The following is a 22,038-nucleotide window of genomic DNA, read 5'->3' as shown; positions in this document are numbered from 1 at the left end:
ATAATTGGCGATATCTATTAGGAATACTGATGAATACCCTGGGATTAATTCATACTTTTTGCAAGGTCGCACAATGTGCCAATTTTAGTGCGGCAGCTAAGGTTTTGAATGTTTCTGCTGCGGCAGTCAGTAAACAAATCAGTTTATTGGAATCCAGCCTCGGGGTAATGCTTCTGCATCGTACAACACGACAGGTATCGCTTACCGAGATCGGTGAAACATACTACCGTGAAGCTCAAAGGGTCCTGCTTGCTGTGGATAAAGCCAATGGGGTGGTTGCTGATGCGAAACAGGAGCCTACCGGTTTATTAAGAGTGAAAAGCTCACGATATTTTGCTGATAAGTACATTCTTCCCCGACTGAAGGAATACAGGAATCGTTACCCTCAGGTTACTATTGATATACAAATTGCGGAACACATTCCCAATCTTTTGGAAGAGGATTTGGATGTGGTCTTTGGTATGTCAGCGCAGGTTGCTTCCAATTCAGTTCAAAAGAAAATAACCTCTACCCGTTATGTCTTTTGTGCGTCGCCAACCTACCTGAACTTAAACAAACATCCTTGCACACCCTCGGACTTATTAAATCATGATTACATCACTCATACCATGAGAAAGCCTAATGATGCCTGGACTTTTCCTACTGGTGAAACGGTGTATCTTATGCCAGTTTTATATCTGAATGATGCTCAGGCTATGCTGGATTGTGCGATTAATGGTTTGGGAATTGTTGCCTTACACCATTATCAGGTAGCGGATTCTTTAGCGTGTGGACAATTGGAAGAGGTTTTGACCCATTTTCGAATGCCAAAGATTCCCGTATTTCTCTATTATCATCCTGGACGTTATATGCAACCTAAAGTGAGAACCTGGGTTGATTTTATGAGTCAGGGGTTGCCTGAAGAGTTGTAATAGTAACAGGTGTTTTTTCTCGTATTGATAAGACGAAATCAATAGTGTTCGACTTTCATGTTGAGACTTTGTATTAAATATTGGGTTGTATTGGAACGAATAATCAATAATGAAAAATCAATGTTTAAATGGAGTTCAGGAAGGTTATAGGATTGATTCACTCTCCAGCATGACTTGAATTGGCAATTATTTTCCTGGGTTACAGTGGGTTTGTTAATCGGTTTGGGATGTACAGTCAATTTATGCGTCTTAATCGCCTGCAGTTCTTTATCAAAAAACAAATTCATGGGTTCCCATGCTGCATGAGAGTAGTACTTTTGAACCTGTTCAATATCTGCTTGTGTGTCTTGATAGCTTGCAGTTAATGACTCCATTAAGACGTGCTCTGTCCATTGTGTTACGGCTGTGTCACTTAAATGATTGTTTGAGCTGTAACTAGCTGTGGACGAAATCAGGGTGAACAGCAGTGCACAATGAAGGGCAAATTTGAATAACATTGTCCAATTCCTTTTGTTAAATAAATAACTTACCTAAATAATAGTTTGAGTAAAAATTAATATCCAGGATGCAATTAAAAAAATGGTGCGATCAGTGGCCAGGTGCTGTGAACGAATTTTTAATATATTGCAAAGACGTCATATTGTCACTTTCACAAAACCTGGGTAACTAGGTGTTAAAAGCAACGAGAATGTAGTTGGTTATTGCGGAGGCTGTTTTAATCTGAATTCAGCAGTTCAAGGCATGAGGAATGTCCGTTCGCTGAATTCAGATCAAAGAGTACTGTTTTCTGAGATTATGCACTCAGTTTAGCTTGTTGAAGAATGCTTTCGCATTTCTCAACTAATATTTGTTCTTCCATGCCTTCCAGTTTAATTAGTTCAGACGCAAAGTTTTTATAATTGACTTTACCACTGTTGACATCGTATACGGCGCCAACGATACCAACCTCTTCGTTGCTTATCATCGTCTTTAAAATATCGCTTTGTGAGTATATGTTGTGCAGTGTATTGGCAATATTCAGCTCAGTCACTCGAGTAACGAACGATGTATTATGGCCAGTGCGATTTTCAGTTGTTTGAGTTTCAGCCTGAATTGCTGGCTTAATTTTTGAAAGCAACTGGGTAATGTGTCCTTTTTCGATGTTATCGCATGCAGATTGGATTGCGCCGCATCGGGTGTGTCCAAGAACGACGATTAATTTAGCACCAACTACATTACAGGCGTATTCGATACTGGCAAGAACGTCATCATTGATGACATTTCCTGCAATTCGGACACAAAATATATCCCCGAAACTCATATCAAAAATAGTTTCCACAGGAACGCGAGAATCAATACAGCCCAGGACAACCGCAATTGGATGCTGCATTTTTGCTGTATGTTTTATGTCGATTCGATTTGACCTGTGTATGCGCGTGTCATGCAGGAAGCGTTGGTTGCCCTCATGCAAGATATTAAGCACCTCTGCTGGCGACAGGTTGGATTGAACATCGTAAGTAGTGACATTAATAAAATCAATGTAGTTATGAATTTTATAATGATCTTTAAAACCGGTCATGTTTAATGCGATATGTTTACTGGGTGCCATATCTTCTTTGTATTCTTTTAAGAATTCCAGAATTTCCTTATCTATGTATTGGGTATATCGGGCATCGATAATCAATTGAGCGTGTTTGGGTATGGAATTCAGTTCGGCTACCAAAGCTGCCTTGTTGAGAAAAGTCATTTGTTGAGGAAGAATAATCCGGCTGGTTATGCCATTGGGGTATATTTCTTTGATAATGTCTATCCGTGTCTGGCTGTTTGATTTTAAGATATAAAACAGAGAGATGGATAAACCGATCAGGATTCCTGCCAGCAAATTAAAGGCAATAATGCTGATTACTGTTACTATAAAAGGGATAAAGCGATCACTTCCCTGGGAGTATATATTACGGTAAATGGAGGGTTTGTTCAGTTTGTATCCGGTATAAATCAGGATGGCGGCAAGTGATGAAAGCGGAATTTTGTTTAATGCTCCTGGTACCAACATTACGGCAAACAAGATAAAAGTACCGTGTAAAATTGTTGACATTTTTGTTTTGGAACCGGCCTGAATATTAATAGATGTTCTTACAATTACCGAAGTAATCGGGATGCCTCCAATAAGGCCAGCAGACATGTTACCCACTCCTTGCGCAATTAATTCGCGATTGGTAGAGGCATGCAATCTTCTTTTATCGATACGTTCTCCTGCTTTTAAATTCAGCAGGGATTCCAATGATGCGACTATTCCTATGATTAATGCATACAGATACACTTTGGGTTCTGTCCAGGAAGACCATTGTGGGTATTGAAGCTGGCTAAAAAATTCATACAGCCCGGTTGTTTCTGGAATGTTCACCAACTGGGGTGAGTTTTGTACCAGGGGAGAGTCAAGCCATTGAAACAGATCGTTTAGAAAAACTCCCGCAACTACCACGACGATCGGGGCTGGAATTTCTTTTAAGAGTTTTATTTTTGTGTATTCGAAGTAAATTAAAATGGACATGGATATTGCGGTAATCAGCATAGCCCCAGTATTAATATGATTCGATAAAGCCAGAAGAGGGCTGAGGGTAATGACGTCTGCAGTCTCCAATAGGTGAGTTTTCAGTTCATCAAAATCAGATGAAAGGGTAAATGCCAAGGGTAATTGTTTGATTATTAATAAAATTCCCACCGCGCAAAGTAAGCCCTGAACAACATTTGTAGGGACGTAATCGGCTACAAAACCCGCTTTAAAACTGCCGATGATGACTTGCAATACACCTGCTAATAGCAGTGCGAGTAAAAAGGAATTAAAATCACCAATTTGAGCTATTGCAGTGACTACAACGGCCGCCATACCAGCAGCAGGTCCACTGACACTTATATGTGAGCCACTGATACAGCCAACGACTATACCGCCGATAATCCCACTTAAAATTCCAGAAAATAGCGGAGCACCAGATGCGAGTGCGATACCCAGGCATAAGGGAATAGCCACGAGAAATACAACGATGGCAGCAACAAAATCAAATTTGAAGTAGCGTTTAGTGTATACACGAAATTTACGCGGATTTATAATTGTTCTATTGATCATCGAAAAGTTCCTGTATCTAATTATAAGCATAAGATTGGGCAAACCAGTCCATTTTATTCGAGGTAATTTGACTACTCATCAAATTGAACACAACTTCATGTACAGCAGGGGTAGGTCGGGCCTTGGCTCGACAATTCCTTATATACAGTCGAAATCAGAATAGTCAACACACACTTTGTATCAGTTAGTCCATTTCAGTCATCACAGGGTATTAAACGAATGCTATGATGATTCATTATGGTTAGCTTGTGCAAATCATATACTATACATTATGTAATATATTTGTAAAGAATGTTACGTATTTTTTTCTTAGGCAGATAAGCAACATTTCTCACACTCTATTACAGTTCTCCCAGACTAAATCTGAGCACAGATTTTTCAAATAATTTCGCTCTGCTCCCTCTCCCGCGCTAGGAGTTTGATGAGTATGAAGATGCTTTTTCGCGGGACGAGGGTTGGGGAGAGGGAATGGAACAATCTATGTTAAGGCCACAAGCCTGCAATTTAGATACAAGTACCTGTTCCTGCTATTAATAGGGCTGTACTTGATGAATCGTGTCGCTGGCATTATTCTCCTTTTTAGGCGCTATTGCCTTGGTATATGCTAGCGACGTTAGGATTATGATTATGCTCAGTCTTCCAGAATCTCAAATTCTTCTGTTTTAAAAACCTCCATCTCTGAACTGTGGTTGGAAGTGATTAACTCCTGCTCAAGATTTTTAAAATTCCACATACTTTGATCCATCAACTGACTTGGTTTTAAACTTTGCAGTGCATGGAGAATATTGCTCGGCACTTTAGGATTTTCTTCGGCCAGTTGATCAATTAAACGCGCTACTTTTTTACGCATCAGATTTTCCTGAGAACCACAAAGGTTACACGGAATGATGGGGAATTCCTGTTCTCCAGCAAAGGTGATAATGTCCTTTTCCTGCACGTAGCACATTGGGCGAATGACTATATGTTTTTTGTTATCACTCAATAATTTGGGGGGCATGGAGCGTATATCGCCATTATATAATATGGACATCATTAAAGTGCGAATCATATCGTCACGATGATGCCCCAGGGCAATCTTATTAAACCCATGTTCCTCTGCGTAGCGGTAAATAATGCCACGGCGTAATCGTGAACAAAGTGAACAATAAGTTTTACCTTCAGGAACTTTTTCCTTGACAATGCTGTAGGTATCACGTGTCAGTATTTCATGTGGAATACTTCGGTCAGCCAGCCATTGACGAAGTATCGAATCATTCCATCCAGGTTGTGCCTGATCGAGGGTAAAAGCGAATAGCTCAAATTTGTTGCCTGACCGGCGTCGTAACTGATCCAGTATGGTCAGCATGGTAAATGAATCTTTACCACCGGACAAACAGACCATTACGCGGTCTCCTCGCTGAATCATGTTAAAATCAGCGATGGCTTTTCCGGTATAGTGCAATAATTTCTTTTCTACTAATATGGGATTGGACGACATATAACAACCTAATCAAATTATTTAGTGGTAGCGCTAGATACTGAAGCTATTCCATTAACCCGTGTAGTCGCTAACCATGAGTTGACCAGCTCAATATCATTTACATTTAAAGTGCCGGCGAGATATTTTAAAGTTAACATAGCATTAATCAAATCGTACTGATCTTTTGCCAATTGTTCCTGAGCCTCAAACAATTTTTGTTGGGCATTCACTACATCCACCATGGTTCGGGTACCGACTTCAAATTGTGCTTCAGTACTTTCCAGGGAGTTCTGTTGTGAAATAATGGTTTGTCTGTCGGCTTTGACTTTACTGATTCCATCCGTAATTGTATTGAATGCGATACGACTGTTTACAACGACGTCTCTGTAGGTTTGCTCCAGCTGTTCACTGCTCGATTGAAAACCATATTGTGCTTGTCGTGTTTGAGATTGTACCAGCCCGCCCTGGAAGACCGGAAAATTCATTGCCAACGCGACATTGGCCTGTGTTTGCTTTGTTGGCGCAAAGAACGAGGTGCTGTCTACAGTATTATGAGTCTGAGCCGCGTTAGTCTGGATGGAAAACACAGGCCAGTTACCAGCCGTTAATGATTTTACATTCTCCTTTGCGACCTCAAGACTGTATTTGGCAGCATATAATTTATAGTTCTGTCTCAGACCTGTATCAATCCATTGATCCACATTGTTGGGTTCAGGTTTTATTAATGGAATTTTACTATCGCGAAGAGGGGCCAATGACTCGTAAACGTGGTTTGTGAGTTTTCGTAAATTTTCACTTTGGTTGATCTGATTGTTACGAGCTGAAATCACGGTTGCAACGGATTGATCATAAGCTGCTTTGGCTTCGTAAACCGAAGTTATGGCATCCAAACCTACCTGAAAGCGTTGAGTTGCTTGGTCAAACTGCCTTTTATTTGCCCGTTTTTTTGCTTCAGCAAAATCCAGAGTGTCTTTGGCAAATAATACATCAAAATAGGCTTTTGCAGTTCTGAGTATCAGATTTTGTGCGGCATCATTAAAATTAGCCTGCGCAGCTTTTACAGAAGCTTTTGCTTGCGCCACTTTGGCCCATGCCTGGTAGTTAAATACTGCCTGGGATGCGGTAACTTGCCAGAGTGTATTGCCATAGGCAAGGTTCGTGCTAAGTCCACCCGCTTGTACGAGCTGAAGATTACGACCGAGTTGACCGTTTATTCCCACTTGAGGAAAAAGTGCAGCTCGAGCCTGGGGGATCGCTTCTGTACTGGACATGTAGGTATCATAAGCATTTTTGAATACGGTATCGTTCTCAAGAGCCTGTTGATAAATATCCATTAGATCGGTTGCATGAGTATGCGCAGACAGACCTAGAGTTAATATACAGAACAGCAACGATCTCTTCATTCGAGCTTTCCCTAGAATACAAATTCTTTTGGTTTTAATTGATCTACAAGCTGAGGAATATCGGTTTCAAAAAGCAGAGCTTCTGTCCAGATATCGTTATGATCAAGATTATATAAACGAGCCTGCATTATAGGCGATTTACCTTCTATAGTGAATAACGCTCCACCCGGCAATATCTGTAGTCTGTGCGTTTCAGTTACTTGTTCTATCGCTCCGGTAAACACCATAACGTCATAGGGTGCGCTTTCCAGCCATCCACGGCATGCATCACCTGTATGTAATTCAACATTTGTACAGTTATGGGCTTCCAACTTCTGTTTGGCATACTGCGTGAATTCAGGATAACAATCGATACTGATTACTTTTTTACATAACTTGCTCAACATTGCAGTAAAAAAACCAGTTCCAGTTCCAACTTCCAGCACTGTTTCGTGACCTTTCAGGTTCAGACCCTGTAAAATTAATCCCTCTTCCAGAGGTGTTAACATTTTTTGGCCATGTGCCAAGGGAATCTGCATGTCTGAATAGGCAAAATGAGTATACAGTTCTGGTACGAATTCATGACGAGGAATGAGATCATACAAATCAAGTATGGATTCGTTTAAAACATCGCCAGTTCTTAATTGTTGTTTGACCATATTAATGCGTGCGCTTTGATTGCTCATTTCTTCTACCGAGTTAATTATCTTTGATAGGTTAAAACTTTGGGCCAATTTTAGCAAGAATTCATCTTATGTGCTAAGCATTAATGTCTTAAAATGAAAGTTCTTATTTTTCTTATCGGTATTTCATGGTGACTATGTCTAAAATTTGTTATTATTTATAACTTTGTCAACAGCCATTGGAGAGAATAGTGCTTGAGCGATTTATTAATCATCTGCAAACTGAACTGGATGGTCTTAAAAATGAAGGTTTATTTAAATCAGAACGCATTATTTCCAGTCAGCAACAAGCTGACGTAAAAGTAAATGAAAAGGAAGTAATCAATCTTTGCGCTAATAATTATTTAGGTTTGGCGAATGATCCTGTGCTTATTGCTGAAGGACAAAAAGCTCTTGAACAATACGGTTATGGTATGGCCTCCGTTCGTTTTATCTGCGGAACTCAAACTCCTCATAAAGTGCTGGAAGAGAAGATAAGCCAGTTTTTGAGTAAAGAAGATACTATTTTATATTCATCCTGTTTTGATGCCAATACCGGCCTTTTTGAAACCTTGCTGGGCGAAGAGGACGCAATAATCAGTGATGCATTAAACCATGCCAGCATTATCGATGGGATCCGATTGTGTAAGGCCGCACGATATCGCTATGCGAATAATGATATGCGCGCGTTGGAAGAACAATTGATCGCGGCTAAAAATGCGCGTTTTCGTTTGATTGCTACAGACGGTGTTTTTTCAATGGACGGTATACTGGCCAATCTACCTGCAATTTGTGACTTGGCAGATAAATACGATGCCATGGTGATGGTTGATGATTCCCATGCTGTTGGATTTATGGGGGCGACAGGAAGAGGAACTCCTGAGCATTTTGGTGTGACTGATCGTATTGATATTGTTACAGGTACGCTTGGCAAAGCCTTGGGGGGTGCTTCAGGCGGATACACTTCCGCAAATAAGGTCATTGTCGAATGGTTGCGTCAACGCTCCAGACCTTATCTGTTTTCCAATACTTTAGCGCCTGTTATAGCCCATACTTCATCCGTAGTGTTGGATAAATTAACTCAAAGTAATTCTTTGGCTGAAAAATTAAAACGCAACAGCCACTATTTCCGGAAAGGAATGACTGAATTGGGATTCAAATTGATTCCCGGCGAACACCCTATTATTCCTGTGATGCTTGGTGATGCCAGTTTGGCAGGGCGTATAGCCAATCGATTGTTGGAATTGGGTATTTATGTTGTTGGATTTTCTTATCCAGTTGTGCCAAAAGGTTTAGCCCGAATTCGAACACAGATGTCAGCCGCTCTTGAATTGCCTCATTTAGACAAGGCATTGCATGCATTTGAAACGGTTGGAAAGGAATTTTCCGTAATTTAATTGGATACTCCAGGACAAAAAGAGACGTTGAATATCATGAATAAAACCGCTCCTGTTGTTTTCAAGCAGGATTAAATTAACTCATTATTATTCTGAGGTACTGAATGAAATCGCTAGTCAAAGCTAAAAGAGAACCCGGAATTTGGATGCAGGATGTACCAGTTCCAGAATACGGTGTAAATGACGTATTAATTAAAATTAAAAAAACGGCAATTTGTGGCACAGACATTCATATTTATAAATGGGATGACTGGGCTCAGGCTACAATTCCTGTGCCTATGACCGTTGGCCATGAATTTTATGGTGAAATTGTTGAAGTGGGTAAGGAAGTTCAAGGCCTAAAAGTTGGTCAAAGGGTTTCGGGTGAAGGTCATATAACCTGTGGCTTTTGCCGTAATTGTCGTGCTGGCAAGAGGCATTTATGCCGTAATACCTTGGGTGTTGGTGTCAACAGGCCAGGATGTTTTGCCGAATATCTGGCTATTCCAGCTACAAACGTTATTGCACTTCCCGATAATATTACAGGTGATCAGGCTTCAATACTGGATCCGCTGGGTAATGCAGCGCATTGCGCCCTGGCATTTGATGTGGTGGGTGAGGATGTATTAATTACCGGCGCTGGCCCAATCGGCATCATGGCTGTAGCAATAGTAAAACACATTGGTGCCCGGCATATAGTCATTACTGATGTGAATGATTATCGTCTGGATCTGGCCCGAAAAATGGGTGCCACTCGCGCAGTGAATGTGAGCAATGAAAAACTGGATGATGTTATTGCCGAGTTAGGTATGGTGGAAGGTTTTGATATTGGTCTGGAAATGTCAGGTAATCCTGCCGCCTTGAATGATATGATGAGAACAATGAACCATGGAGGGCATGTTGCTATCCTGGGGATTCCTCCGCAGGCAACTCCAGTTGATTGGAATCAGGTCATTTTTAAGGGTTTGGTAATTAAAGGAATCTATGGTCGAGAAATGTATGAAACCTGGTATAAAATGATAGCCATGCTACAAAGTGGATTAACTATTGAACCGGTAATGACTCATCATTTTCCGGTAGAACAGTATGAACATGCGTTTCAAATTATGGCATCAGGTCAGTCAGGAAAAGTAATTCTTGATTGGTAATTGAGCCAGATTAAAAGAGGGTTGGAGTATTATGGCACAGTATATTTTCACCATGAATCGGGTGAGCAAAATTGTTGAAAATCAACGATTTATTTTAAAAGATATTTCATTAAGTTTTTACCCTGGGGCTAAAATTGGGGTATTGGGATTAAATGGTTCGGGTAAATCTACTTTATTGCGAATCATGGCGGGCGTTGACACGCAGTTTGAAGGTGAGGCAAGACCTCAACCTGGAATTCGAATTGGGTACCTGGAGCAAGAACCGCAACTTCATCTGGAAAAAACTGTTCGAGAAGTAGTGGAAGAAGGTGTTGCTGAAATCAAAGATAAATTGGCGCGTTTTGATGCGATCAGCATGCGTTTTGCTGAGCCAATGAGTGATGATGAAATGAATACTCTGCTCGCTGAGCAGGGTGAGTTGCAAAATGAAATTGAAGCGTGCGGTGGCTGGGATCTGGATAGAAAACTGGATATTGCTGCTGATGCGCTGAGATTGCCTGAATGGGATGCGATAGTTGGCAAGCTTTCTGGAGGGGAGAGAAGACGGGTGGCTTTATGCCGTTTGTTGCTTTCCAATCCTGATATGTTATTGCTTGATGAACCGACTAACCATTTAGATGCAGAAAGTGTTGCCTGGTTGGAACATTATCTTGAAGGATTCCCAGGTACTGTAGTAGCGATTACCCATGATCGATATTTTCTGGATAATGCAGCAGAATGGATACTTGAGCTGGATAGGGGTGAAGGTATTCCCTACAAAGGTAATTATACTTCCTGGCTTGAACAGAAAGAAGAACGTTTGAATATGGAGAAAAAACAGGAAGATTCACACCAACGCGCAATAAAAGCCGAGTTGGAGTGGGTTCGAACTTCTCCAAAAGGACGACATGCCAAGAATAAGGCTCGACTTGCCCGATTTGAAGAAATGAATTCCAAAGAGTTTCAAAAACGTAATGAAACCAATGAAATTTATATTCCACCAGGTGAGCGTCTTGGCGATTTGGTGTTGGAAGGTGAAAAAATTTGTAAAGCCTTTGGAGACCGTATTCTTATTGATAATCTGGATTTTGTTCTTCCAAAAGGCGGTGTATTGGGCATTATTGGACCTAATGGTGCAGGTAAGTCAACCTTTTTGAAAATGATCACGGGTCAGGAAGAGCCTGATAGCGGCACCATACGCGTCGGAGAAACCGTGCAAATGGCTTATGTGGATCAGATGCGCGATGACTTGAATGCTAACAACTCAGTCTGGCAGGAAATTTCTGATGGTCATGACATCATGCAAGTGGGTAGTTTCCAAATGCCTTCCCGTGCTTATGTTGGGCGATTTAACTTTAAGGGAACGGATCAACAGAAGAAAATGTCCCAATTGTCCGGTGGAGAACGCAATCGGGTGCATCTGGCCAAATTATTGAAAAGTGGTGGTAATGTATTGTTACTTGATGAACCGAGTAATGATTTGGATGTGGAAACTTTAAGAGCTTTGGAAGAAGCAATACTCAATTTTCCGGGTTGCGCTATTGTTATTTCGCATGATAGATGGTTTTTAGATAGAATTTGTACTCACTTGATGGCTTTTGAAGGAGATTCACAAATTACCTTCTTTGAAGGAAACTACAGTGACTATGAAGCCGATAGGAAAAAACGTTTGGGTGATGAGGCAACTCGACCATCGCGGATTAAATACAGACGACTTAAAGATTGATCTTATACCCGCTCAGATGAGCGGGTATACTGTATTTTAAGTTTATCCATCATTCAGGATTATTTGAATTAATTTTTGAATGATTTGGGATTATATAATGGAGAGTAAAATTAAATGAAAAAGCTGTTTTGGTTTGGCATGCTCTTATGCCTTGGTCTCACGTCCTGTGTTGAATACGACGAATCTACATTAATTACCGATGATGCGGGCTATGTGCATAGAACAACCCATTATTTAAGAGACAAGCGGGGACGTGATTATTTTCCAATGCAAATTAAAGCACCTGGAGAGCGTTTGTTTGTCTTCGATCCTAAAGCCTCTGCATGGGCTGCATACGATGAAGAAGGAAACAGGGTCATGACAGGAAGTGGTTCTGCTGGGGTTGATGTGTGTGAGGAAAACTCTAATCAATCGTGCAGAACAATTACCGGTACGTTCCGTGTTTATAATAAACATGGTGCTGAATGTCGTTCTGGAGAATATCCTGTAGACACCAAAGGCGGTGCAAAAATGCCTTATTGCATGTACTTCTATCAGGGATTCACCATTCATGCTGCTTACGAAGTTCCTGATCACCCATCCAGCCATGGTTGTGTGCGCGTTCTTCCCAGTGCTGCAAAATGGTTGAATGAAGAATTTATGCGAATTGGAACCAAGGTCATTATTCTTGCGTATCCAGATCAAAATGGTGTGAATAAGCCAGCGGTAGTAAACCGTTAATTTATTTAGTATCAATAAATTAGGTTTTGTTGGCGGTTATGACTTTGATGCAATGCGCCTTGTTTCCGAGCGAACATCACGTTTTGTATGTTATTCTCGCCAACCGTTTAATCCCTCACTATCGACACCTGATATTATTTAATGCAAGCCTGTATGCTTGCAAACAGGGTGCTTTTTTCTCAAGCACTCTAAATCGAAGTTCAGCTAGTGCTCGTAAAATCCTGGTTGCGAGCAACTGTCTCTTGAACACATCTTGCCCATGACTAGCGGATTTGATCGTAGAACCAGGATGGCCGTGCTAAAACACGGGATCCCGCGGTCACAGCCGCGGGAATTCGCATGATATGTGAGTGCATGCTGCATTTCGAAATCCCGCGGCGAAGACCGCGGGATCCATAAAGTAAAACCGGACTGGTTTGTGAAGATGTGTATAAGATTCAGCTGCGAGCAACCAGGCTTAACTTATCGAATACCCGCGGCGAAGACCGCGGGATCCATAAAGTAAAACCGAACTGGTTTGTGACGATGTGTATAAGATTCAGCTGCGAGCAACCAGGCTTAACTTATCGAATTCCCGCGGCGAAGACCGCGGGATCCATAAAGTAAAACCGGACTGGTTTGTGAAGATGTGTATAAGATTCAGCTGCGAGCAACCAGGCTTAATTTATCGAATTCCCGCGGCGAAGACCGCGGGATCCATAAAGTAAAACCGGACTGGTTTGTGACGATGTGTATAAGATTCAGCTGCGAGCAACCAGGCTTAACTTATCGAATTCCCGCGGCGAAGACCGCGGGATCCATAAAGTAAAACCGGACTGATTTGTGAAGATGTGTATAAGATTCAGCTGCGAGTAACCAGGCTTAACTTATCGAATTCCCGCGGCGAGGACCGCGGGATCCATAAAGTAAAATCGGACTGGTTTGTGAAGATGTGTATAAGATTCAGTTACGAGCAACCAGGCTTAACTTATCGAAATCCCGCGGCGAAGACCGCGGGATCCATAAAGTAAAACCGGACTGGTTTGTGAAGATGTGTATAAGTTTCAGTTGCGAGCAACCAGGCTTAACTTACCGAATTCCCGCGGAGAAGACCGCGGGATCCATAAAGTAAAATCGAACTGGTTTGTGAAGATGTGTATAAGTTTCAGTTGCGAGCAACCAGGCTTAACTTATCGAATTCCCGCGGCGAAGACCGCGGGATCCATGTTGGTGGACTAGCAGCTTAAAAAATTGGATCTCTTGGCCATTGCCGCGGGAATTCGGTTGAGATTTATTTAACCATAGCAACTGCTTATTAATGAAACATATTTGATACAAACAATGCTTTTGATGGGAGAACAGTATTATAAAAGCTTAGGGAGTTGTGCATTAAGCACAGTACCTGAGAAGTTAATTTTTCGTGCGAAACACTCTATGGCAGGCTGTGCCCAAAGGAGTAATGCAGGGTCAATAGACCCTGAATTTATGCTTCAATTTTTATTTTAAGATCCACGACATTAGCGTTGATGTTCACAAATCCTGTAGTGAATGGGACGGAAGCGTTATTTACCATAACCCGGTTCTGAATAGAAGGATAGGAGAATACATGTCCATAAAGCAGTTCGACTGTAGTATTGGCATTGACATGATAGTCTCCAATCAATCCAAGGAAATATTGGGTATCTGAAGGAAAAACAATGGTTCTTAAACTGTCATGTTCAGGCCCATCATCAATCATCCCTGCCAGAGTGATTCCCAATTTCTCAGAAAATTGATTGCGTATTGCAGCTAGATAAGCATAGGATTTGCTGAAATGCATTTCAAAGACAAAGTTACTGAATGGAGGAGGGGCTGCTGTATTGAAAAAACGGGCATATTGATTCACATTCCATTCAGTTTGAAACACTTGAAGATTTATCAGCCAGGTAGGATTGAAAATATGAACATAACTTGCAATCGTGGTTGCTGGCATACTGAAATTGAATGTCAGATTGTTACTATAATTCGAGCCAAGAACACTATAGCCCGTAGTTTTTTGTACAATTCTTGAATAATAAGTCAAACCAAAAAAGTTGGTTTGATTGATGATGTACGTGGCTCCGAGGTTATAACCTAACCCAAAACTGTGAGTTTTATTAACGAGGTTAGAATAGGTTAACGGTCCTGTAGGAAAAGCCCAGTTTATTTCATTATTGAGCAGAAAATTTAAATTTAAACCGCCGCCTAACTGAAGTTTGTCACTGAAGGCGTAGGACATTTTGGGACTAACGTCTACATCATTAAGATAATTTTGCGTAACTGCATATTTTGTAAAGGCATTGTTGCCCCAATTCAGATTTGAATTGAACGGCTCTGTTACATCCAGAGCAAAAACGGTTTTATCATTGAACCGTTTGGCAATACGTCCATAGGGTAAAAGAGTATAAGTTCGTGAATGACCAACACCCGTATCGTATTGAAAGGTATTAAAATTAAGCGCGCTGCCTTTAAATGTTAAGTCACTATAAAAACCAGTTCCACCTAGAATCAAACTTTGATCTTTGATTTTAAACAATTCGGAGGGATTGTTATAACTGATACCTGCAAAGTACTGTATTACGTTTGCATGTGCACTTAATGCCAGAACGCACAAAACTCCTGTAGATAATTTCCTCATAATGTTCCTGTCATCAGAGCAGCATCCAATGTACAGGATGCTGCTTGTTTAATGTCTAGTTTGTTGACCCTGGTGTTGCATTTGTTCCTGATCCAGGATTTTGCAGATTGGAGTCATTGTTTGTTGTGGTCGGTACTGTGTCTGTATTTGCCGGTGCAGTTGGCGTAGTCGTGTTTCCAGGAGTGACCGTAACCGAGTTGGAGTTTGTAGGGGTAGAATTTGTGGTGGATGGATTAACTTGTGTTTCTGAATTGGCAGGTATTGTACCCTGATTTACAGTCGTTGGTGTGGTGGATGTATTGGCTGGATTCGATGTAGCATTAGCATCATTAGATTGTTGCGTAGTGGCAGATGTTCTTGGAGTAGCAATCATTTGAGTGATGCCCAGATCCCCTGAAACTTTACGGCCTATGGTCACATTCACGTTGAGTAATTGCGTCACTTTTTCTTTGCTGTTTTGGTAGACTACTTGTAAAGGCAGGGTAATTTTCCATTCATTTGCAGTTGCTTCAGTCACTTGTGCCTGACCATCCAGTTGACTGCTTACGGTTAAATTTTGTGTTTTAATGGCATCCACATTTCCTGATTTTTGTAATGCGGTATTAAATCCTTGCCATCCCTGATCGGTAAAACATGCTTGCAACTTTTGAAGCTGGGCATCCAGTGAGGCCGGATCAAAATCAAATGCTTGAGTCACTGCCTGTTCAGACCAGGTTAACACCAGAGTTTGGTCTATAACTTTGGTTTCAGCAGGAATTTTATAATCACAATTGATAGGTTGGGAAGTTTGTTGCTGCTCAACCGGTGCCTGTTGAGTTGTTTGGGAATCTCCATTTTGAGCTGGTTGCTGGGAAGTGGATTGCCCAGGCTGGGTAACTTGGGTTTGACTGTTTTGATTTTGTTGTACGTTTTGAGCTGGTTGCTGATTGGTGGTTTGCACCTGCGATGTCGGTTGATTACTTGGGTTCGTCTGAGTAGTTGGTGTGTTTTGATTCACCGCAGGCGTTTGGTTTGCTGTCACAGCGCTATTGGTTGTATCTGGAGTTTGTGGCTGTACCGCTTGTTGGGTTGCTTCCGCATGTAATTGAGTACATAAAAGTGTACACAAAGCACCCCACAGCATCGTTTTCTTCATGAATTATACTCCTTAATTAGTATCTAACAATTCTGCGATAATAAGCGCCGCTAGTCTAGCAGTTTTTTGTTCTTGATCCAGTGGTGGAGAAAGTTCTGCAATGTCCAGACTGATTACTTTACCGCTTTGTATAATGTATTTCAGGAGAGGAAGTATTTGCCATGGAGTGAGTCCCAAGGGTTGTGGCGCACTGACCCCTGGTGCATAGCACTCGGCAAATACATCAAGACAAACAGTCAGATAAATGTGATCCAGATTAAGCATAAAATCATCTAGAAAGGCGATTTGCCAGGCTTGACTTTGTTCATTGAGATCTTCTGCTGAGAGACAGTGGACATTCAATTCATTGGCACGATTGAAGAGAGAAGGGGTGTTGCCAAACTTTTGAATTCCGATGCAGCAGTATTCAAAAGGTTGTTTATTTGCTTTGCAGTGTTCTGCAATTTGCGAAAATGGTGTGCCAGAATTACCGGGTTGGCCTGACTGACAAGGACGAAGATCAAAATGAGCATCAAAATTAATGATGCCTAATTTAGAATAATGGCGCGATAAACCCTGAAAATGGGCCCAGGCAATTTCATGTCCTCCACCCAAGGCAATGGTTTTATGTCCTTGCTTAATACAACGATGGATTAATTCAGAAAATTGAGTTTGAGCAGACTCCAGATCATCATTGACGCAGAGGATATTCCCCAGATCGATAAAATGATGATCGTAGGGGCAAGGTAATTTCGCCAGGTGTTGTTTCAACTGGTCGGGTCCAAATTGTGCTCCTGGTCTGCCAAGATTTCTTTTGATTCCAGCATCACTGGCAAAGCCAAGAAAAATGGTTTTTTTGTCCTCGGTAATCAGTTCGTTTTCATCATTTAAAAATTTAATTTTTTGAAAGAAACGTTCTTCATTGACCGTATCCTTTCTTCCTTGCCAAAGAGAGGGATTTGCTCTTTGATAATTCGGTAGATCTTCAAACATCTACTGCTCCTATGTATTAAATTTATGCCAAGTTAGTTCAATGTCTGGTATTATCTGCGCATATCGTCGAATAGTGAATGAGGATCGCGTGTTTATTATTACTGGTGGAGGAAGTGGCATAGGTAAAGCTTTGGCTTTGAATCTGGCTGAACGCGGTAAATCAGTATTGATAGTAGGCCGACGTGAGTCATTGTTAAAGGAGACGGCTGCCGCATCTGCTTTGATTAAATATGTCTGTGCTGATGTATCCACCAGTGAAGGCCGTGAAATAATTAGAGTCCATTTGAATAATATACCGCAAATAAGTGCTTTGGTTAATAATGCTGGAACACTGGAGCCGCTGGTTCCTATTCAGGATATTCAATTAGCCGATTGGCATCGAACCTTTGCAACAAATCTGGATGCTCCTCTTTTTTTACCGCAATTATTCATCGATAAATTACAACATGGCCGTGTGTTAAATATAGGTTCCGGAGCCGCATATTTTCCAATAAAAGGGTGGACCGCCTATTGCGTCTCCAAAGCAGCGTTGTCTATGCTGACTCGATGTTGCCAACTCGAAACAGACTCGATTTCCTTTGCCAGCGTCATGCCAGGAATTATTGATACGGAAATGCAGGTAATTGCCAGAAATGGCTCCAATATGGACCCAGAGCAAGTTCATTTTTATCAACGCCTAAAACAACACAATCGATTAATTTCTCCAGAGACAGTCGCAGAATTTTTAACCTGGCTTTTATTGGACATTGATAAGGAGACCTATGTCTCTAAAGAATGGGATATCTATGAATCATCGCATCATGCGTCCTGGCTTAAACCACCTCATCAAGTTCTTCATTGGGATTTCTAATGTTTGCCTGCGATAAATTATTAGTGAATGCAACAACGATTACTGCCCAGGGATTGCCTTTACATAATCAGGCGATTGCGATTCAAAATGGCCGGATAAAATGGTGCGGTTCTATGGACGATCTGCCCACTGAATTTATTGAACGAGCAGGCCAACGAGAAGATTGTTCGGGTAAAGTAATCACTCCCGGCCTGATTGACTGTCATACTCATCTGGTTTATGCCGGAAGCAGAGCTTCCGAATTTCAAATGAAGCTTGAAGGGGTGAGTTATGCCGACATTTCCAAATCTGGTGGCGGAATCCTGTCTACAGTAACGCAAACTCGTGCGGCTTCAGAAGAAGAGCTAATTCAGCAATCCTTACCCAGAATATGCGCTCTAAAAAATGAAGGAGTGACTACCGTTGAAATCAAGTCTGGGTATGGTCTGGATTTGGTTAATGAGATGAAAATGCTTAAAGTCGCCAGACGTTTGGGTGAGCTAAGCGGATTGCGTGTAAAAACCACTTTTTTAGGTGCCCATGCGATAGGCCCGGAATATAAGGGAAACAGCCAGGCTTATGTCGATCATCTTTGCCAGGAGATGTTACCAGCAATCACTGAAACGGGATTGGTTGATGCTGTCGATGTTTTTTGTGAATCGATTGCTTTTTCATTAAAACAGACGGAACAGATATTTGCAGCGGCACGTGCATTAAATCTACCGATAAAATGTCATGCAGAACAATTATCCAACCTGGGTGCAAGTATTTTGGCCGCAAACTCAGGCGCATTATCCTGCGATCATCTTGAGTTTCTTGATGAAGCTGGGGCTGCTGCCATGGCAAAATCAGACACCGTAGCCGTTTTGCTTCCGGGGGCGTTTTATTTTTTACGTGAAAAGAGAAAACCTCCTGTTGACTTATTGCGACAAGCAGGTGTTCGTATGGCCATCGCTACTGATTCCAATCCAGGCTCCTCCCCTACGACATCTTTATTGCTAATGATGAGTATGGCCTGCCAGTTTTTTGGAATGTCCATACCTGAAGTCTTGTCTGCCGTCACTACTCAAGCGGCAAAAGCTTTGGGTCTGGAACATGAAACAGGCCTTATTGAGCAGGGTAAGGCAGCAGATTTAGTATTATGGTCTATAACTGATAGTGCATCTCTTTGTTATTATTTTGCATACCCACTTCCCCATAGGACCATGATCGCGGGTGAGTGGTTATCCAATAAAAATATTGATCAGGAGTTAAATAATGATTAATCGAATGAAACGGATAATTAAAACGGGGTTGATTTTAGGCCTTACAGTCAATTCATTGATGGCTTACTCCATCACTCCTATAGTGATTAAACAGGAAACCGCGCAATACATTCTTGATATTAAATATCCTCAGGGTTTTAAATCACCCACAGTGAATGCGTCGATAAAAGAATTTATTGCCAACACTCAAAAAAGCTTTATGGGCGAATTATCAGAAGATGCATCCACTCCTGCTGATGCTCCAGGTAAAACAGGACTCAACATTACTTATTCAGTACCTTATAAAACGCCAACAGCCTTGAGTATTCGTTTTAATATATCCATTTTTCATAAAGGTGCAGCACATCCTTCAAATACGGTTGTCGTGAAAAATTATGTCAATGGAAAAAGCATGAACCTGGCTGATTTATTTGTATCAGGGGCTGATTATTTGACGCCTATTTCCGCTTTGGCTAAAAAGGACATTACCAAAAAGAATATTTCTGATGAACAGTGGATCTCGGAGGGAACCAAACCTACCGCTGAAAACTACTCAGTCTGGTTTTTTACCCATAAAGGCATAGCCGTTATCTTTAACAGCTATCAGGTTGCTGCATACGTTTATGGCGAACAAACTGTAACGATTCCATTGTCATTAATTTCCAGGTTGGTTAAATCTGAAATTGCGCAGTCAGTGTGGGGGAATTAATGTCTGATACCCCTTTTATAGCCGCGGATCAGCAGGTAGCAGAATTAACGCTGAGAGTTATTTTTCTGGCAATAATACTTACTGTTTTATTAGCAATGTCTAACGCTTATCTTGCACTCAAATTAGGTATTTTAACATCAGCATCCATTCCTGCTGCCATTATTTCGATGGGGATTTTGCGCTTTTTTAAGAATTCCACCATTCTTGAAAACAATGCAGTGCAAACTGCTGCTTCTGCCGGTGAGGCGGTTGCTGGCGGTATTGTCTATACAATTCCTGCCCTGATTATTATTGGATTTTGGAACCATTTTGATTATCTGACCAATTTCTTTATTGCTGCCTGCGGCGGCATATTGGGGGTTCTATTCTCAATTCCACTGCGTCGAATTTTAGTAAACGATCACTCTTTAAAATTTCCTGAGGGGCGTGCGATTGCTGAAGTATTGAAATCTTCTGCAGAAAAAGCCGGTATAAAGGATATTTTTATTGGTGGTGCTGTAGGCGCGGTTATAGAATTGCTGCAGATTGGATTTAAACTGGTAGCCAATAGTTGGGGTTATTGGTTTGTAGTAAAAAGGTCCTTGTTCGGACTGGGTGCCGGCTTCTCTGCAACCATGATAGGCGCCGGGTATCTTGTTGGACATGATATGGCCATCAGTATTTTTCTTGGGGCTGTTCTGTCCTGGTTGGTTGCTTTACCCGTAGTCAGCCAGTTTTACCCAGATTTTATAACTCAATATCCTCCAGAGCAGGCGACTACCTTATTATGGAATAGTGAAATGCGCTATTTGGGTATTGGTGCCATGTTGTTTGCAGGAATGTGGACTTTTGTTAAATTAATAAAACCTCTTACCAAAAGCATTAGGGGTTCACTAAGCGCTTTTATTGCGAAGAATAAAGCGGATAAAGAGGTTCTGCGTACAGATAAAGACATCCCTTTGCCTTTTATTTTTATGGGCATAGGAACCGTTGCTGCCATTTTGTTTTTATTTTTTCAGTTTATCTTTCCCTTAGGCCAGGCAGGTCTTGATAACACCTATTCTCCCACCATTGTTTTTTTTGGCGTGGTTTATGTTTTGGTTATTGGATTTTTGTTTTCCGTTATCACTGCCTATTTCTCTGGAATGGTCGGTGTGACAGCAAGCCCTGGCAGCTCGGTAGTTATTTCTGGAATGTTGTTTGCCGCGTGGTTACTGTTAACCGCCATTGATCATGTGTTACCTCTTCCTTTAAGTACTCACCAAATCCAGGCTGCAGAAGCGATTACCATTATTATCGGTTCGGTCGTGACGGGCATTGCAGCAATTGCCAACGACAATACTCAAGATCTGAAAGTAGGGCAATTAGTTGGCGCAACACCCTGGCGGCAGCAAGTAATGTTATTACTGGGAGTAGCCGTTTCAGCTTTAGTTATTCCGCCAGTAATGCAATTATTGTTTAATGTGTATGGAATCGCTGGAGTGATGCCTCATCCGGGTATGGACGTCACTCAGACATTGCCGGCTCCTACTGCAGCATTGATGGCGGCAATTACCGAAGCTGTTTTTAGAAATTCATTGCCATGGAATATGATGTTCTTGGGGGCTTTAATCATTTTATTTGTTATCGTTTTGGAGCGTATATTTAATTTTAAGCGTTATTTGAATTTATCTATTTTGGGAATAGCCATTGGAATGTATTTGCCTTTGTCTTCCTCATTCCCATTATTCATAGGCGGAATGATTGCATTATTTGTGCAAAAACGGTTACAGCGAATGAAGAAAGATCACGAAGAAACGATAACCCGAAAACAAAAAGGCACCTTAATCGCCTGCGGTCTAGTTGCTGGCTCAGCAATAATGGATGTAGTACTCGCCATACCGTTTTCCATTTTCCATAGTCCTGATGCATTGCAATTGGTAGGGCCAGAGTGGAAAGACAAAAGTGTCTATTTAGGGGTGGTCATTACATTTGTTCTGGCATGGTGGATCAGTCAAAGAGTATGCAAACATAAAATCTGAACGCAGGGTGTTGATTTAATATGATGGCATAAAATAGCATTCAGCAGG

Annotated in this window: 17 protein-coding genes; 9 read left to right on the top strand and 8 right to left on the bottom strand. The window is 41.4% G+C overall.

The genetic code is table 11. The annotated features are described in order from the left end of the window. The first annotated feature begins 29 nt into the window (after positions 1-29). A complete protein-coding gene (locus ELY21_RS02015; RefSeq protein WP_127106417.1) occupies positions 30-911 on the top strand; it encodes a LysR family transcriptional regulator in 882 nt (293 codons plus the stop codon). 38 nt (positions 912-949) lie between these two features. On the opposite strand, the gene ELY21_RS02010 is transcribed toward ELY21_RS02015, so the two are convergent. From ELY21_RS02010 to ELY21_RS01990, 5 genes are all read right to left on the bottom strand, one after another. Further along, on the bottom strand, positions 950-1,408 hold the full coding sequence (locus ELY21_RS02010; RefSeq protein ID WP_127106415.1) for a DotI/IcmL/TraM family protein: 459 nt from the start codon (positions 1,406-1,408) through the stop codon (positions 950-952). Positions 1,409-1,704: 296 nt separating this feature from the next. Beyond that, positions 1,705-4,014: a bifunctional SulP family inorganic anion transporter/carbonic anhydrase gene (locus ELY21_RS02005; protein ID WP_127106413.1), complete on the bottom strand. Its 2,310-nt coding sequence runs from the start codon at positions 4,012-4,014 to the stop codon at positions 1,705-1,707. A 631-nt stretch (positions 4,015-4,645) separates the two neighbouring features. After that, positions 4,646-5,491 carry a tRNA 2-thiocytidine(32) synthetase TtcA gene (ttcA, locus tag ELY21_RS02000; RefSeq protein WP_127106411.1) on the bottom strand — a complete coding sequence of 282 codons (846 nt, stop codon included), beginning with the start codon at positions 5,489-5,491 and terminating at the stop codon, positions 4,646-4,648. Positions 5,492-5,508: 17 nt separating this feature from the next. Then, entirely contained in the window at positions 5,509-6,876 is a 1,368-nt protein-coding gene (locus ELY21_RS01995) for a TolC family outer membrane protein (protein WP_127106409.1), read from the bottom strand. 11 nt (positions 6,877-6,887) lie between these two features. Further along, on the bottom strand, positions 6,888-7,541 hold the full coding sequence (locus tag ELY21_RS01990; RefSeq protein ID WP_127106407.1) for a protein-L-isoaspartate O-methyltransferase: 654 nt from the start codon (positions 7,539-7,541) through the stop codon (positions 6,888-6,890). A 188-nt stretch (positions 7,542-7,729) separates the two neighbouring features. On the opposite strand from ELY21_RS01990, the gene ELY21_RS01985 reads away from it, so the two are divergent. The 4 genes from ELY21_RS01985 to ELY21_RS01970 all read left to right on the top strand — a co-directional run bounded on the left by ELY21_RS01985 (position 7,730) and on the right by ELY21_RS01970 (position 12,466). Further along, positions 7,730-8,914 carry a glycine C-acetyltransferase gene (locus tag ELY21_RS01985; protein ID WP_127106405.1) on the top strand — a complete coding sequence of 395 codons (1,185 nt, stop codon included), beginning with the start codon at positions 7,730-7,732 and terminating at the stop codon, positions 8,912-8,914. A gap of 104 nt (positions 8,915-9,018) precedes the next feature. Then, a complete protein-coding gene (gene tdh, locus ELY21_RS01980) occupies positions 9,019-10,041 on the top strand; it encodes an L-threonine 3-dehydrogenase (RefSeq protein WP_127106403.1) in 1,023 nt (340 codons plus the stop codon). 31 nt (positions 10,042-10,072) lie between these two features. After that, the gene (gene ettA, locus ELY21_RS01975; protein WP_127106400.1) at positions 10,073-11,746 is read left to right on the top strand and encodes an energy-dependent translational throttle protein EttA; all 1,674 of its coding nucleotides are present in this window, start codon (positions 10,073-10,075) and stop codon (positions 11,744-11,746) included. Positions 11,747-11,860: 114 nt separating this feature from the next. Then, positions 11,861-12,466, top strand: a complete 606-nt coding sequence (locus ELY21_RS01970) for a L,D-transpeptidase (RefSeq protein WP_127106397.1) — start codon at positions 11,861-11,863, stop codon at positions 12,464-12,466. A gap of 1,462 nt (positions 12,467-13,928) precedes the next feature. On the opposite strand, the gene ELY21_RS01965 is transcribed toward ELY21_RS01970, so the two are convergent. Genes ELY21_RS01965 through hutG form a run of 3 tightly spaced genes read right to left on the bottom strand, consistent with a single transcriptional unit; the run spans position 13,929 to position 17,208 of the window. Continuing rightward, a complete protein-coding gene (locus ELY21_RS01965) occupies positions 13,929-15,101 on the bottom strand; it encodes an OmpP1/FadL family transporter (RefSeq protein WP_127106394.1) in 1,173 nt (390 codons plus the stop codon). Between the two features lie 55 nt (positions 15,102-15,156). Then, positions 15,157-16,236 (bottom strand): DotI/IcmL family type IV secretion protein, encoded by a 1,080-nt coding sequence (locus ELY21_RS01960; RefSeq protein ID WP_127106392.1) that lies wholly within the window; start codon positions 16,234-16,236, stop codon positions 15,157-15,159. A gap of 12 nt (positions 16,237-16,248) precedes the next feature. Beyond that, the gene (gene hutG / locus ELY21_RS01955; RefSeq protein ID WP_127106390.1) at positions 16,249-17,208 is read right to left on the bottom strand and encodes a formimidoylglutamase; all 960 of its coding nucleotides are present in this window, start codon (positions 17,206-17,208) and stop codon (positions 16,249-16,251) included. A 40-nt stretch (positions 17,209-17,248) separates the two neighbouring features. Between hutG and ELY21_RS01950 the strand changes: the two genes are divergently transcribed. Genes ELY21_RS01950 through ELY21_RS01935 form a run of 4 tightly spaced genes read left to right on the top strand, consistent with a single transcriptional unit; the run spans position 17,249 to position 21,990 of the window. Then, positions 17,249-18,058 carry an SDR family NAD(P)-dependent oxidoreductase gene (locus tag ELY21_RS01950; RefSeq protein WP_199741611.1) on the top strand — a complete coding sequence of 270 codons (810 nt, stop codon included), beginning with the start codon at positions 17,249-17,251 and terminating at the stop codon, positions 18,056-18,058. Then, entirely contained in the window at positions 18,058-19,302 is a 1,245-nt protein-coding gene (hutI, locus tag ELY21_RS01945) for an imidazolonepropionase (RefSeq protein WP_127106386.1), read from the top strand. Before ELY21_RS01950 ends, hutI begins: the two co-directional genes overlap by 1 nt. Continuing rightward, on the top strand, positions 19,295-19,990 hold the full coding sequence (locus ELY21_RS01940; protein WP_127106384.1) for a DUF3298 and DUF4163 domain-containing protein: 696 nt from the start codon (positions 19,295-19,297) through the stop codon (positions 19,988-19,990). Before hutI ends, ELY21_RS01940 begins: the two co-directional genes overlap by 8 nt. After that, positions 19,990-21,990, top strand: a complete 2,001-nt coding sequence (locus ELY21_RS01935) for an OPT family oligopeptide transporter (protein WP_127106382.1) — start codon at positions 19,990-19,992, stop codon at positions 21,988-21,990. Before ELY21_RS01940 ends, ELY21_RS01935 begins: the two co-directional genes overlap by 1 nt. Positions 21,991-22,038 lie beyond the last annotated feature (48 nt).

Origin of the sequence: Legionella sp. km535 (genome assembly GCF_003990085.1) — a bacterium.
GTDB classification, from domain to species: Bacteria; Pseudomonadota; Gammaproteobacteria; order Legionellales; family Legionellaceae; genus Legionella; species Legionella moravica.
The sequence above is the reverse complement of the archived record's forward strand: the minus strand, read 5'-3'. Positions and strand labels throughout refer to the sequence as shown.

What these genes read in the sequence shown, in the direction of transcription:
- ELY21_RS02015 (WP_127106417.1), top strand. Translation starts at nt 30, where the DNA reads ATGAATACCCTGGGATTAATTCATACTTTTTGCAAGGTCGCACAATGT.
- ELY21_RS02010 (WP_127106415.1), bottom strand. Translation starts at nt 1,408, where the DNA reads ATGTTATTCAAATTTGCCCTTCATTGTGCACTGCTGTTCACCCTGATT.
- ELY21_RS02005 (WP_127106413.1), bottom strand. Translation starts at nt 4,014, where the DNA reads ATGATCAATAGAACAATTATAAATCCGCGTAAATTTCGTGTATACACT.
- ttcA (WP_127106411.1), bottom strand. Translation starts at nt 5,491, where the DNA reads ATGTCGTCCAATCCCATATTAGTAGAAAAGAAATTATTGCACTATACC.
- ELY21_RS01995 (WP_127106409.1), bottom strand. Translation starts at nt 6,876, where the DNA reads ATGAAGAGATCGTTGCTGTTCTGTATATTAACTCTAGGTCTGTCTGCG.
- ELY21_RS01990 (WP_127106407.1), bottom strand. Translation starts at nt 7,541, where the DNA reads ATGAGCAATCAAAGCGCACGCATTAATATGGTCAAACAACAATTAAGA.
- tdh (WP_127106403.1), top strand. Translation starts at nt 9,019, where the DNA reads ATGAAATCGCTAGTCAAAGCTAAAAGAGAACCCGGAATTTGGATGCAG.
- ettA (WP_127106400.1), top strand. Translation starts at nt 10,073, where the DNA reads ATGGCACAGTATATTTTCACCATGAATCGGGTGAGCAAAATTGTTGAA.
- ELY21_RS01970 (WP_127106397.1), top strand. Translation starts at nt 11,861, where the DNA reads ATGAAAAAGCTGTTTTGGTTTGGCATGCTCTTATGCCTTGGTCTCACG.
- ELY21_RS01965 (WP_127106394.1), bottom strand. Translation starts at nt 15,101, where the DNA reads ATGAGGAAATTATCTACAGGAGTTTTGTGCGTTCTGGCATTAAGTGCA.
- ELY21_RS01960 (WP_127106392.1), bottom strand. Translation starts at nt 16,236, where the DNA reads ATGAAGAAAACGATGCTGTGGGGTGCTTTGTGTACACTTTTATGTACT.
- hutG (WP_127106390.1), bottom strand. Translation starts at nt 17,208, where the DNA reads ATGTTTGAAGATCTACCGAATTATCAAAGAGCAAATCCCTCTCTTTGG.
- ELY21_RS01950 (WP_199741611.1), top strand. Translation starts at nt 17,249, where the DNA reads ATGTCTGGTATTATCTGCGCATATCGTCGAATAGTGAATGAGGATCGC.
- hutI (WP_127106386.1), top strand. Translation starts at nt 18,058, where the DNA reads ATGTTTGCCTGCGATAAATTATTAGTGAATGCAACAACGATTACTGCC.
- ELY21_RS01940 (WP_127106384.1), top strand. Translation starts at nt 19,295, where the DNA reads ATGATTAATCGAATGAAACGGATAATTAAAACGGGGTTGATTTTAGGC.
- ELY21_RS01935 (WP_127106382.1), top strand. Translation starts at nt 19,990, where the DNA reads ATGTCTGATACCCCTTTTATAGCCGCGGATCAGCAGGTAGCAGAATTA.